Genomic DNA, 13,863 nt, shown 5'->3' on the forward strand with positions numbered 1-13,863 from the left:
CGGGAGCGACTCCCGAAATCGTTCGATAGGCTGTCCGACTATCGGGAAGTCCGCCACGGCACCGGCGTGTTTGCGTCCGCGGCGCGAGACAATGCTGGGTTCCATCACTGTGGTGCCGTCAATCACGATGGTTCTGCAGAGAAATGTCTCGCCAGGTGGTTCACGGGAACTAGAACGCGATCGTCCATCAGGTGCGCTGACACAGCGAATGTCGTCAACCCAACGGTGCAGCGCGTCCGCACGGCGAGCGGATGACACCACGGACACGTTTTACGCCGCAACCTCCTTATTGCCGCACAAGCAATTGAGCGCCCTTCGCGCATCGCTCTGAATCGCTACAGTCGCCGGCATTCCCGCCTGGAGAAGATACAGTGACACTAGACGTGCCCAGGCCGCGCATCCACGAGAGACATTGAGGGGTGAGATCCAATGATTATAGCGCATCTGCTCGACATGGACGGAGTCCTGGTCCGCGGCGGCCAACCGATTGCTGGCTCGGTCGACTATGTCGCCGGGCTAGTCGCCAAGGGTGAGCCGTTTCAGATCTTCACCAATAACTCGCGCTTCACGCCCGATGATCATGCCGAGCGTCTAAGAGCGGTTGGCTTCGCCGTGCAGCCAGAGCACATCTACACATCGGCGCTCGCCACCGCGCGGTTCGTGGAACTACAAAAGCACGGATCATCTGCTTATGTCATCGGCGACCACGGTCTGGTCGAGGCCCTGCGGCAGGCAGGCTGCCGGATAACGGAGTTTGCCCCCGAGTTCGTGGTCCTCGGAGACACCACTTCGTACCACTATGAGCAGATCGCAACTGGCGCCGAGCTTGTGGCGAAGGGCGCGCGCTTTCTCGCCACCAATCCGGATGCGACTGGCCCGACCGAGCGGGGCTCCCATCCGGCATGCGGTGCAGTCGCAGCACTAATCGAGAAGGCCACCGGCCGTCAGCCCTATTTCGTCGGGAAGCCGAACCCCTTCATGATGCGCAACGCGCTCGACCGGCTCGGAGTGCGAGCTGTCGATACCATCATGGTCGGTGACCGCATGGACACCGACGTGCTCGCCGGGCTGGAATCGGGCCTGAAGACAGCCCTTGTGCTTACTGGGGTGACCAAACTGGCTGACATAGAGCGGTTTCCATTCAGACCGGACCACGTGGTCGAGTGCCTTGCCGATCTGGGCCAGATCATCGTGAACCAATAAGCCGAGCCCACCCTTACACGAAGACCGAACGCTCCCTCTACGTTCCGCATGGCGGCCGCCAACCTGGGCAATTGTCGGGAGGAACAGCTGGCCGCATCCAGAAAAGAAGTGATAAGCGTGACAACTTAGTCGAAGTACACCCATGTAGCCCAATGCAGGCCGGTCTTGACCTCCAAGAAGCAAGAGTCTTCGACCGAAGAGTCTCGCGCGCCGAAGGAGCCTACGTCCAGCGAGTGGGTCAGGTTGGATCGAGCCAGAAGCGTTCGCTGCGACACTCACGCCCGACACTGCCTTCGTTTCTGTCATGGCTGCGAACAACAAGACGGGTGTCGCTCAACCCATTGGAGTTTTGACGGATATCGTCGCCGCCTCGCTCCGGAGGCAATCCTACACATGGACGCCACGCAGGTTGTTGGTCGTATACCCATCGATCTGACAGACGAGTTCGTCGAAGTCGACCTGCTCTCCCTATCGGCGCATAAATCCACGGCACGAAAGGCGTGGGCGCGTTGTACAGTAGGGAGGGGTTGCGCCTCCAACCGCTTATTTATGGTGAACAGGAGGACGGTGCGACGGCGCGGGACGCTGAACAGCTAAGCAGCCGCCTGACTGGCCGTTGCCGCGGAACAGGCGGCTCAGCGGCTGAGTGTAGCGAGTGGCATCGAAGCGCTTCGAAACAACTTTGAACGGGAGCCGGCAATCCGCCTGCCGCAAGTACGTTTTATTGGGATTCGAGCACCACGCCTTCCAAATACGTGCTCTTTGACCATCCCGTGGTGTGACGCCGATGCGATTGTCGAGCGCTTGGCGATGTGCGGAATCTGTCTCTCACAGGTTCCGCCTGCCGCGCCGCTCCGTCGCATGTGCTGACGACGATGGGGATCAGCTATGAAGATGCTAAGCCTACGCTGCGAGTGAGCCTTTCCACATTTATTCCAAAGGCGGATCTCGAGTTGGCAATGGCTGAAATAGTCGCTGCCGTGAATACGGAGCCACAACGACCGCGCTCGAAGTCTGACAATTCTTCTAGGCCTTGCGCTTCGTTCACGTAATCATGGCAGACGCAGCGGCAAGTTTCGCCTCCTCGACTGCCTTTCGGCACCAGTCCGCATAGTCGGACGCGAAACATTGCGCCTCTAATTTGAAGTTCTGAACGCGAGTACGTCTGAACACGGATGCCCGGCAGGAGACTGAGCTCGCTGCCGGGCCGGGTACGCCTTGGGAGGTGGCGTAAGTCAGCGCCTCTTGTGGTGCTGGGAACCACTCAGTCCGCGCGTTTTGCTCACTAGCTTGCATGTACTGTGCCAAGGCAAAAAGCGTGTAAAACACCCGAGAGTCGGCTTCCTCTACGTTGCGTACTCGACATTGTCGGCTATCGGACAATGCCGAACGTGCCGCGGTATCGACCGACGCCTGAACCAGGCCGCACCCCCGCAAGACCGTTGGTTGCAGTGTCGACCGGGCGAACTGGAGGTGACCGGGTTCTAGCTCCGAAATGTTCGACGGCTGACGCACAGGGCGGACTGTTACTTTTCAAAGAAGGAAGTCTCTGTACCCTCCATTCATGAGGGCGCGGCCACGCGAGACGGCGCGGCGAATGCGGTCGCGCAGATGATCGCGAGGATCCCTCCAGTCGGCATGGACGCGCCGTTGACCAACCAGCGCTTCGGCGAGCTCGCGATGTGACGCTCCAGCAAGCGAACCGTCGAGCGCACGAAGAACGAAGGTCAAACGCGGACCGCGTCTTTCCGGCGGAAACAAGCGGGCGGGCAGGTGTTGCCCCAGACTTAGAGCATTGAGGCACTCGAGCGCCCTCAGACGGGGCTTCGAAAGCATCGCTGGCCAGATCGCCTCGGTGCGGAGGCAAACAGGGCGCAAGATATCCGCGCCAGAGACGGCGAGCTGGAGCGTATGTTCCGCATTGCGAAGAAGAACATGCTGGCCCTTGTCGGGCGCCAGCAGGACCGTCGCACGACATGGCAATGCCGAGAGCTCGAACGGCAATGTCGCCGAGGATGCGGACAGCTGTTCTGCAATGACCGGCAGCACATGGACGCACCAGAGCGGAGACCAGAATACGAGCGAATTTCGCCCATAAGACTCGGCGAAACAGGACACCCCAGCGCGACAGGTCGCCGGCCGCCGCGACCACGTCGAGAAAGGGTCGGTAGGACAAAATATTAGCCTGCTGGCTTGCAGCGGTCACGTCACGCTGGAATGCTGGACTGCGGCGTAAGAACTCCCAGGCCCACTCGCGCGGCGTCAGACCTGAGGTGTAGTCGTATGATCTTTCATCGCGCCAATCAGCCTCATCCGCGCCAGTCACGAGAACTGTAGGCACGACTGTGCTCCCCTGCCCGCCCCCAAGGGTCGAAACATGATGCCACTTGGCAAAGCGCCGGCGCTGAAGGCACCAGAGGTCGATGGCGTCGTTTCGTCGAAGCGGGTGCCATTGGCACTGTCGAGGGCAGAAGACGTGCGCAGATGGCGACCAGACCGTCGAACCCGCGCAGCGACAGCCAGCGCGGCCTGAGTACGCCAGGGGAATCGGTGTAATAGCGGTGATCGGCTCCTGCGTCCCCTTCAAAACGTTCCTTGAAGACTTAGAGGCGTGGCGGTGGATTGGACGCTGGTTGTGGGCAGGTTGTCTTAGCGCGGGCGCAATTAGCTCAGTCATCGGAGGTCTCCTGGGGGAAATTTCCGCCATTGGAGGCCAAGTTTCACGCGATAGCAGCCTGTATAGTTGTACAGGTAAGCCGACTGTTCAGTGGAACCGCAAAAACGAACCGGCGAGGCACGCAATCGCTTCTTTGGGTGGTGCTCACGCCGGTTTTTTCCTTGCGGGCGGCTTTGAGATGGAGCGCGGCCGGGCTCGGCTGCCCCTTCTGCAGCCGATTTCCCAGGCAGACTTGCCGCCGCGCACTGCCCTTGTTGCGGCTATACCAATGCGGTCGCGTCAGCGAGACATCGTCTGTCATTGGCTGCCTCGCCGAGAGCACGCCGAGCCGGAGCTTCCCTGTCTCCTGACCCTCGTCAGCATGCATATTGAACGATGGGTCAACAGCAGCCGAAGTTGGCCTAGCGACCACTCCAATGTGTCCGTTGGAACGCAGCTTGCTGGCGCGATCGGCGGACTTCAAGAATGCAATCAAGGGGACGGTGCAGGCCAATGCTTACAGGGGCCTGGACAACTATCAGGTCGGCCAAGCGGCGCCCATCCCATTCCCGGATGTCCGATTTTACCGCTGGCGGTGTCCAGACTCACAGGCGCAGCCGGCTCGGTCACTCACGGCGTCCATCACCTCATTTGTATCTGCCCATTGAATCCAGCAGCGTGAAGCGTTCCAGAGCGAAGATGTTGGGGTCAAGTCGTTGTGAGCTTCACTGCTTGAGTTCTGCACGGTGTCCGCGCCGGAGGTTGATCCGGTGATTACGCTGCGCGCTCGTTGTCGGATTCTCGACGATGTCGGACATGTGACACAACGCTACTAGAGCGAGCGCATTGATCGGAAACGATTTTCCCAGTTGGCACGACAGATGCAGTCCTATGCGCAAAAGCACTGCGACGCCGCACCGACTGAGAAGAAGCCAGCTGATGATCACGCTTTTCGAACATGCAGGCGCCGCCGCCAGCACTGAGCGTTCTCGAGCAGACGGAAGCCATCGCGCTTTCATTCCTCTGGTTGTCCGGACATGACCGAATTCGATTTCCGGCCAACTGCGAATGCACCCGACGATGACCCCCACCTTTGGCTTGAAGATGTAGGAGGCGAACGGGCACTTGCGTGGACGGCAGGCCAGTCGGCAAACACCCTGAAGCACTTCGGTGGGACTCAGTTCGAGCGCGACCGGGCGGCGCTGACAGCGATTTTCGACCGACCCGACAGGGTTCCCCAGGTCACGCGCCGCGGTCAGTACCTCTACAATTTCTGGCAAGATGCCATAAATCCGCGCGGACTGTGGCGCCGGACCACGCTTGCCGTCTACATGAACGCGGATCCCCGGTGGGAGCTACTGATCGATCTGGACGCCCTCGCGGCTGGCGACGGAGAGGACTGGATCTGGGGCGGCGCGTCGATCGAGCCCGAGAGACGGGAAAGAGCCGTTCTGCGCCTCTCGCGCGGCGGCAGCGACGCGGTCGTGCATCGCGAATTCGACTTCAGCTCTCTGAGCTTTGTCGCCGACGGTTTCAATCTCCCCGAGGCCAAGGGCGACATTGATTGGCTCGACCCCAACACTCTTCTGCTATCCAGTGCGCTTGGTGATGGTATGGCCACGCGCTGCGGCTACGCACGCACCGTGCGACTGTGGAAGCGTGGCGCAGATCCCCTCACCGCGCCGGTAATCTTCGAGACCGGTTCCGAAACCTTGGGTGTATCTGGCCATCTGGACCGTACCGCCGAGAGCGAGCGCCTGTGGTTCGTCGAGCAGCCGGCCTGGCTCAGGAAGATAGTCCGCATTGGTGATAGAAGCGGGCCGAAGATTGAGATCGACCTTCCTCAGGACGCCAGGTGGGATAACTTCGGCGATTGGCTGGCGATAAAGCCGCGCAAAGCATGGACGGTTGCCGGGACGACCTATAACGCCGACGCGCTGATCGGCATCTCGCTTTCCGCTTTTTTGGCCGGCGAGCGTCGTTTTAGTACCCTGTTTGAACCAGCCGAGAGGCGCTGTCTGCAGTCATTCTTCTGGAATGACGGGAAGCTCATTATCGAGTACCTGGCGAACCTCGCGCCAAGATTCGAGGTGTTCACTCCGGGCCCGCAGGAATGGACGCGCCGAGCCCTGGACACCGTGCCCGCGCAAGGGGCTGTTCACCTCTGGTCCCTCGATGCGGAAGATCACGAGACCAATGGAGAGGTCCTGGTTTGCGCTCAGGATCCGATCACGCCGCCGCGGCTTTTCCTATTCGATCTCAATTCCGCGCCGCCTCTCAGCGCTTCAGTAATCCTGAAGCGCAGCTCGGAGACTTTCGACGCATCCGGACTGGTGGTCACGCGCCACGAGGCAGTCTCGATCGATGGTGAGATGATCCCCTATACGCAGGTTGGTCCGGCGAAGGGGAACGGAGATGCCCCGGTTCACCTTTCCGCCTATGGCGGGTTCGGCATATCGCTCCTGCCCTACTACTACTCCTCGCTCGGCAAGCTGTGGCTCGAGCGCGGCGGCACGTGTGTGGTGGCGAACATCCGCGGGGGCGGCGAGTTCGGCACCCGCTGGCACGATGCCGGGCGGAGGGAGGGCAAGCGTCTCGCCCATGACGATTTCGCCGCCGTTGCCGCCGACCTCGTGCGAAGGGGCATTACGCTGCCGAGGCGGATTGCCGCCGAGGGGGGCTCAAATGGCGGTCTACTGATCGCCAACATGCTTACCCGCTATCCTGAGCATTTCGGCGCGCTGTTCTGCACGGTTCCGCTTGTCGACATGCGCCGCTACACCAAGCTACTGGCGGGCGCGAGTTGGATCGACGAATATGGCGATCCCGACAAGGCTGACGATTGGGCTTTCCTGAGGGAAATCTCCGCCTACCACGCCGCGTCGCCGGGACAGCCCTACCCGCCTATCCTGCTCGCCACCATGAGACGCGACGACCGCGTCCACCCGGGCCATGCGCGTAAGATGGCCGCAAAACTGCAAGCTCTTGGCTATCCCGCTTACTTCTACGAGCCCAGCGCCGGCGGGCACAGCTACGCCAAGGACAATCGCGAGCAAGCCGCATTCATCAGTCTTGGCACCAATTTTCTTCGCAGCGCGATCGGCTGGCACGCCTGTTCATAAAACTGGGAGCCCGAAAGAGCAAACTTCGAATAAGTGAGTACAGGTCGATGACTGCGAGAACGGTGCAATAATCCGTGAACGGTTCACAAAAATGCGCGCCAGAGCTCTGTCGATCTCAGTCAATACTGCAGGATTATTTACAGTGAAGCCTATCATTTCTGAAGAGCAAGGAGAAATATCATGGCAACAAAGCGAGTGAACTGGGCGCGGGGAGTAACAGCGGCCGTCGTCCTGATGCTGGTAGGGCAGCAGGCGGCCGCGGCAGACCTTGCAGAACCGTGCGACCCGGATCAGGGTGTCTTGTTCACGGAATGGCCAAGCCCCTGGCAGATCCGCCTGCGCGCGTTGGGGGTCATTACTGAGGATTCGGGCTACGTTAACGCGGTGCCCGGCTCCAGTCTTTCGTATTCCAACAGCGTGACGCCGGAACTCGATATTTCGTATTTCTTCACGGACAATGTCGCAGCCGAGCTTATCCTCGGCACCACCTATGCCAACATCACAGGCCAAGGCTCGATCGGCGCGCTGGGGAACATCGGCAAGGTTTGGCTGCTGCCGCCCACGCTGACATTGCAGTACCACTTTACCGATTTCGGCGCCTTCAAGCCCTATGTCGGCGCCGGCGTGAACTATACGATCTTCTATCATCAGGAAGCCGGCAGCGCCGATGATCTCAAGGTCAAGAACACGTTCGGCACCGCGCTGCAGGTGGGGTTCGACTACATGGTCGACCAGCACTGGGGCGTCAACTTCGACGTGAAGAAGCTTTTCCTGAAGCCGGACTTCGACGTCACGGTGGCCGGCGCGAAGCAGACGGGAAAGGCGGAGCTCGATCCCTGGCTGATAGGCGCAGGCGTCACGTACCATTTCTGACAACGGAAGGCGAAGGCGGCTTACGCGCAGCCGAGTCAATGAAGGGCGCCTCGTGCGCCCTTTTGCCGTCGGCCCGACGGTCCACTCTTGTCAACCCGACATACACCCAAGGTCAATGTGACTTGGGGTTGTCCGAGCTGTCGGATATGCGACGTTAATGTCGGTCATCCGACACAGCCGGTCCGATCGATCGCCTTGATCTAAAGGGATTTTCCTTTGGCGCGCATATTGCATCGTTCATCCGGACACGGATCAACGGACTGACGACAGCCATGCAGAGAATGTCGATAGCCAACGCTTTGTGCCCGGCCCAATTCCGGCCATTCCAGGTGCAGAAAAAGGAAGGGAGTGTGATTGCAAGCGTCATGGGGCTTTGAACCTTCCATCATTGTGGACATGGAAAATACCGTGCTGGCCCGGATGCCAACTCTTCAGTCTGGTTCACCCGGGTCAGTTCCTGGATACCCGGTTAGAGCGCACCGGTCATGGTGACTGCCGTCTCGGCTACACCCGCGTGCTGACCCCTTCGAGCAACGCTCAGCGCTGCTGCACACCGCCGATGAAAAGCCAGATCCAACAATGCGTCTTCCGAAAACCGAAAGAGGTGAACAGATATGTTCAAGATCGGCGCTTTGGCGCTCGCGGTATTTATTCAAGGGGCATCGGGATCGGCAACCGCTCGAGCGCTGGCCGACGGTTCGAACGGTGCACATCCACCGCTAGCGCTGAGCGATTTGGAGCGGGCACTGACGATCAACGATCGCTATCGCGGGCTCACCGTCAATGTCCCCGAGGGGCCGTTCTGGCTGAATGGAGCCAACGCGTTCGTATACCGCCGGACTACCCATGGCGAGCAGCAGTTCATGCGGGTCGATGCTGCCACGGGTTTGAAACGGGCGGCCTTCGATCAGGCCCGTCTGGCGGCGGCGCTAAATGAAGCGAGCCATAAGAGCTATCAGGCCGGCGATCTTCCCTTCGAGCGTTTCGAATTGACCGAGGATGGTCGCAGGCTCGACTTCCTGATTGAGCAGGTCCGGTGGAGCTGCGACGTTGCAAGCTATGCCTGCACCAGCGCAAAATTGACCGCCCCGGACTTTCAGCTCAGCCACCACTACACGCCACCGGCTGAGAATAACCCCGACCAGAGGAGCGTCTCGCCCGACGGCAAATGGATCGTCTATATAAAGAACTACAATGTTTTCCTGCGCAGCAAGGACGGATTGCAGGATGTTGCGCTGAGCCGGGATGGATCCGAGGGCAATTACTACGTCTTTTCGACGCTGAGCTGGTCGCTGGACTCGCGCCACCTTGCGGCTTATCGTGTTCGCCCCGGCTTCAAGCGGGAGCTCCACTACCTCGATTCGTCGACGGACCAGTTGCAGCGCGAACATTCAACACTGGTCTATCCCAAGCCGGGTGATGTCCTTCCGCTACCCCAGCCGGTCCTGTTCGAGATTGCCAGCCAGCGCCAAGTCGCGATTGACGACGCCCTGTTCTCGAACCCCTTCGAACTTTCCCCTCTCCGGTGGTGGGCGGACGGTCGCGGCTTTACTTTCGAATATAACCAGCGCGGGCATCAGCTCTATCGGCTGGTCGAGGTAGACGCCGCCACGGCCCGTGCGCGCTCGATCATCGACGAGACCAGCAAGACATTTGTTGATTACCAGCCTCTGGTGATGGATCAGGAGAGTACCGGGAAAATCTTTCGTTACGATGTCGACGACGGGAAGGAGATCATCTGGGCGTCCGAGCGCGATGGGCATGAGCACCTGTATCTGTTCGACGGCCAGACGGGCGCCCTCAAGAACCAGATCACCTTCGGTGAGTGGGTGGTCCGGGCGGTCAACCATGTCGATCCGGTCAAGCGCCAGATCTGGTTCGAGGCGAGCGGGAGGAACCCGGGGGAGGACCCTTATTTCGTGCATGCGTACCGCATCGGCTTCGACGGTGAGGGGCTGACTGAGCTCACGCCCCAGCCGGCCAACCATCATGTCGAGTTCTCTCCCGACGGCCGCTATTATGTCGATCTCTGGTCACTCATCGATCTGCCGCCCCGCATGACGCTCTACCGCGCCATCGATAATGCCAAGCTCATGCAGGTGGAGACCGCCGACATGTCCGAGCTCATCCGCGCCGGCTGGCAGCCTCCACTCAGTTTCCACGCCAAGGGGCGCGACGGCAAGACTGATATCTGGGGCGTGATTCACCTGCCCGCCAATTTCGATCCGAAGAAGAGGTACCCGGTCGTGGAGAATATCTACGCCGGGCCGCAGGGCTCTTTTGCCCCAAAATCCTTCTCAAGGCGGACGGAGCCGCTCACGCAACTGGGCTTCGTCGTTGTGCAGATCGATGGCATGGGTACCAACAACCGCTCGCGCGCCTTTCATGACGTTGCGTGGAAAAATCTGAAGGACGCAGGCTTTCCAGATCGCATTCTATGGCACAAGGCGGCCGCCGCAAGGTATCCGTGGTACGATATCTCCAATGTCGGGATTTTCGGCTGGTCCGCAGGCGGCCAGAGCGCGGTGGGCGCGCTGCTCTTCCATCCCGAATTCTATAAGGTCGCGGTCGCCAACAGCGGCTCCTACGACAACCGGATAGACAAGATCTGGTGGAACGAACAGTGGATGGGGTGGCCAGTCGGCATTGAATATTCCCGATCCTCCGCCATCGACAATGCTTACAGGCTGCGGGGCAAGCTGATGATCGTCGTCGGCGAAATGGACCACAATGTCGACCCGTCCTCCTCGCTCCAGCTTGCCGACCGACTCATCAAGGCGGGAAAAGATTTCGACATGGTCTATGTGCCTGGTGCCGATCACGGCGCGCCAGGGATCTATGCTGAGCGCAAACTCCTGGACTTCTTCGTTCGCAACATTCTCGGTCAGACCCCACCCGACTGAGACGCTAAACGAACCGAGTTGCAAAGAGCAAATCGTCACGATGATGGCTTCGGCAGCTTCTGCCTATAGCAATCCTCGCGCCCGTTTTGTTGGCTATGATCGAGGCGGCAAGCGAGCGGAGAACCGCTCGGACGCGGGCCTGCGCCGATTCCTGCGCAATGGTGCCTTAGCAAGACGGAAACGGGAACGATTCAAACGCTCGACGGCCACAAAGCGGGAATTGAGGACATGGGCGCCCCCGCCTCTGCCTGCCTCTTCGATGACGGCACGCTTCTATCTTGCATGCTTCGTTTTGCCTCCGCTCGCCAATCGCGGCGTTCCCCGGAAGCGGGACGGAAGCGGGGCGGGCGGCGAGTTGCGACCGGAAGGGCCGCCGTCCAGGCGGACCGCATCCGAAGGACCGGAACGAAGAGAAGGACCCGAAGCGAGAGCGACGGGTTGCGGTTCGACTCCAGAGCCTCGTGGGTGGCGATGATATCTTTCACGCTTGGGCCGAGCGGGACGCTCCGACCGACCTTGGGGACGGCTCGTATCTCTTGAATCATCTTTTCAGCGAAGTCAGAATGTGGATGCGTCTTCGGTCAGTCCGCTGGCCGGCGGTCAGCGCATCATTTCGTGACTAACCTCGACGAGGCGACGAGGCGGGCCGCCGGACGCACATCACCTCAAGTCAGCGACCCACACGCGACGCATGGCCAAAACCCAACCTCGCCCTGATCCGGAATGCTTGCCGCCAGGGAATTTCATCCAGCGCGGCAGCCATGCGTCGACTTTCTCCCTGCTGTTCTCGCCGAACAGGAAGTCGCGGATGGTTGTCTTTTGCGTCTTCACCTTCTCGAAACATTGCCGTGGGCGACACGCTTGCCGCCGATATCGGCGAGTATCAGATTGGCAATTTCCTTGTCGCGCAACAGGTCGAAGAGGGCGTTGTCGGCTTGCCAGCAAGCGGCCATATCGACATTCAGGTGATTGCCAAGCGCCTCGATGACGGCGCTGCCGGCTTCGACCGTCTCGGCCATGACGATGGCGAGAACGCGCAGGACATCGTCGTCGGACAGCGTCAACAGCCGGGCGAAGACGCGCGGTGTGGCAAAGGCATCGCCGTTGCCGCCGGCGACCGCGCCATCCTCCTCCGGTTGCCCCAGCAGGAGGCTTGCCGCCACCGCTTCATTGCCGGTGCGCTGCGGCTCGCGGCGAACCTGCCACAGGCCCGAACCTGTGATGGGATGCGCCACCATCAGGCGCAGCGCGACACCCGGACGGTCGAGCATGGCCGCGCGCACCGCGCATGGCAATGCAGATCGACATAGTTCTGCATCGGCCCGGTGAGTTCCGGTCACGACGGCTTTGCGGGGGTTTCTTCGTGCTCGCCGCCCTCGCTTGCGCGCGGGCGCGGCGGGCATCCTTGCGCGACAGCCAGCCCTCGTGGCACTCGACCGCGCCGCAATGCGAGACTGATATGAAGACCTTGCCGCCCTTTTTCTTCGGCGTCTTTTCGTGGTCCCAAGACTGGAAAAACTGCCCCGGTTCCAGCACGGCCACGTCGGCCAGCCGGCTTCCAGATAGGCGTCGCGCTTGGCAACGATCGCCTCGTTCTGCTTTTGCCAGAACAGGTCGGCGTCGGCGAATAGCTGTCCTCGCCGAACAGGTCGCAGACGATCAGGCCCGGATAATCCTCGACGGCAAACAGCGCCACCTCTGAGAAATCGACTGGCCGCCGAACAGCCATTGTTTCAACTGGTCGCCGCGCGGCGCGTATTGCTCTTAAAGCGCCAGCCAATCCTTCTGCTGCGCCTTGGAGGCCATGGTCAGATTGCGCGCCGTCTCGGCGTCGATTTCCTCGCGGCCGATAGGCCTCGCGGATTTTCGGCAAGAGGTCGCCCAGCGCCAGAATGCGTTTGACCAGAAGCTCGGTGATGCCGAAAGTGGCGGCGATGTCGGCAACGCTGCAGCCCTCCTTGATCAGCCGCGAAAACGTCTCCCGCTGCGACACCTCGTCGGGATCGAGCCGGGCGAAGTTTTCGATCACCAGGCCTCGAGCGCATCGGCGTCGTCGCCATCTTCCATGACGGCGCAGGGCAAGGCATCGCCCTCGCCGCGCTCGTCGGCGAGCGACTTCGCGGCGAGATAGCGGCGCCGGCCGGCGACGATCTCGAAGCTATCCGGCTCGATGTTGGGCCGCACCAGAAGCGGCACAAGGACGCCGCGCGCGCGAACGGACGGCAGGATGTCCAACACGTCGGGCGCGCTGGAATGGCCCCATGTTGAGCGTGGAAATGCTGAGCCGGTCGAAAGGAATGTGGGCAAGCTGCATGGTTCGTCTCCTTCGTTGGGGGTGGAATTGTCCCCGCCGCAAGGGCCGAAGGCCGGCGCGGCGGGGGCGGTTTTGCGCCTTATCGGCGCTCTTGCTCCGCCGTGTCGGGCGGAAGCCTGGAATGGGAGTTGCCAAGGGCTTCTGCCGCCTGACGCAGCAGCCGCTCGGCTTCGGTGATGTGGCCGGCGCTGCACGCCGCTTGGGCGTAAACGGAGAGCGGAAAGCGCGCCTTGAACCAGAGGTCGCGCTCGATGCCGAGGCCAAGCCGGGCCTTGGCGCTTGCAAGCTCGGCAAGGCTGACGCTGCCGAGTTCCGGGAAGCCGAAGCGAGGTCGCAAAGGCCGAACATTGTGTCGCCGTCGGCGTCGAGTTCGGTGAGAAGCCAGGTTGCTGGCCCGGTCGGATCGAACAGTTTTACCACCGGGACATGGTCAGTCTCGATGTCAGTTGCGCCATTGGCGAGCAGCTGGGCGCGTAGTTCGTCGGTGATCAAGATCATGGGAAAACTCCTCTCAAATCAGATCGAGTTGATTTCTGTCGGCTTCATTGAGCAGCCCGGTATCGAGCGGCTTCTGCGCCGCGCGCGGGCGCGTCGGCCAAGAGGGCAAGGCGGTCGCGCGTGGTGACCGGCCGGACACCGGGAATGAGCGTCTGCTTGCCTTGCGGCGTCGGTTCGGTCTGCAGGGTGTCGGGATCGCGCGCGCTCATGCCGCGATCTCGCCTTGTTGCGCGCCTTCGGCCTCGGCGTTAAAGCCAAGAAGAAAATCGGCGGCTTTGGAGGCATGGCTGGCGG

8 protein-coding genes and 2 pseudogenes are annotated in these 13,863 nt (G+C 61.0%); 4 read left to right on the plus strand and 6 right to left on the minus strand.

The genetic code is table 11. The features are described 5' to 3' along the window. Positions 1–429 precede the first annotated feature (429 nt). Entirely contained in the window at positions 430–1,203 is a 774-nt protein-coding gene (locus tag MESS2_RS13330) for an HAD-IIA family hydrolase (protein WP_008874837.1), read from the plus strand. Positions 1,204–2,736: 1,533 nt separating this feature from the next. On the opposite strand, the gene MESS2_RS13335 is transcribed toward MESS2_RS13330, so the two are convergent. Both MESS2_RS13335 and MESS2_RS34115 read right to left on the minus strand, forming a co-directional pair. Next, the gene (locus tag MESS2_RS13335) at positions 2,737–3,252 is read right to left on the minus strand and encodes a DUF2285 domain-containing protein (protein ID WP_008874842.1); all 516 of its coding nucleotides are present in this window, start codon (positions 3,250–3,252) and stop codon (positions 2,737–2,739) included. Positions 3,253–3,367: 115 nt separating this feature from the next. Beyond that, positions 3,368–3,910 (minus strand): annotated as a pseudogene (locus tag MESS2_RS34115) (transcriptional regulator domain-containing protein); the annotation flags it as partial. Between the two features lie 986 nt (positions 3,911–4,896). Between MESS2_RS34115 and MESS2_RS13345 the strand changes: the two are divergent. The 3 genes from MESS2_RS13345 to MESS2_RS13355 all read left to right on the plus strand — a co-directional run bounded on the left by MESS2_RS13345 (position 4,897) and on the right by MESS2_RS13355 (position 10,757). Further along, positions 4,897–6,981: a prolyl oligopeptidase family serine peptidase gene (locus MESS2_RS13345; protein ID WP_008874845.1), complete on the plus strand. Its 2,085-nt coding sequence runs from the start codon at positions 4,897–4,899 to the stop codon at positions 6,979–6,981. Between the two features lie 180 nt (positions 6,982–7,161). After that, complete coding sequence (locus MESS2_RS13350; protein ID WP_008874846.1) at positions 7,162–7,854, plus strand: OmpW/AlkL family protein; 693 nt, start codon at positions 7,162–7,164, stop codon at positions 7,852–7,854. 614 nt (positions 7,855–8,468) lie between these two features. Continuing rightward, on the plus strand, positions 8,469–10,757 hold the full coding sequence (locus tag MESS2_RS13355; protein ID WP_008874848.1) for a S9 family peptidase: 2,289 nt from the start codon (positions 8,469–8,471) through the stop codon (positions 10,755–10,757). 827 nt (positions 10,758–11,584) lie between these two features. Here the strand turns inward: MESS2_RS13355 and MESS2_RS33365 are convergent. The 4 genes and pseudogenes from MESS2_RS33365 to MESS2_RS32290 form a co-directional block, all read right to left on the minus strand. Next, positions 11,585–12,028 (minus strand): hypothetical protein, encoded by a 444-nt coding sequence (locus MESS2_RS33365; protein ID WP_244439989.1) that lies wholly within the window; start codon positions 12,026–12,028, stop codon positions 11,585–11,587. 754 nt (positions 12,029–12,782) lie between these two features. Further along, on the minus strand, positions 12,783–13,064 hold the full coding sequence (locus tag MESS2_RS33370; protein WP_244439991.1) for a ParB/RepB/Spo0J family partition protein: 282 nt from the start codon (positions 13,062–13,064) through the stop codon (positions 12,783–12,785). A 242-nt stretch (positions 13,065–13,306) separates the two neighbouring features. Beyond that, positions 13,307–13,569, minus strand: a pseudogene (locus MESS2_RS34120) (DUF2958 domain-containing protein); the annotation flags it as partial. Between the two features lie 44 nt (positions 13,570–13,613). Further along, complete coding sequence (locus MESS2_RS32290; protein WP_157357704.1) at positions 13,614–13,778, minus strand: hypothetical protein; 165 nt, start codon at positions 13,776–13,778, stop codon at positions 13,614–13,616. Positions 13,779–13,863: the final 85 nt, after the last annotated feature.

Source organism: Mesorhizobium metallidurans STM 2683 (assembly GCF_000350085.1).
Lineage (GTDB): Bacteria > Pseudomonadota > Alphaproteobacteria > Rhizobiales > Rhizobiaceae > Mesorhizobium > Mesorhizobium metallidurans.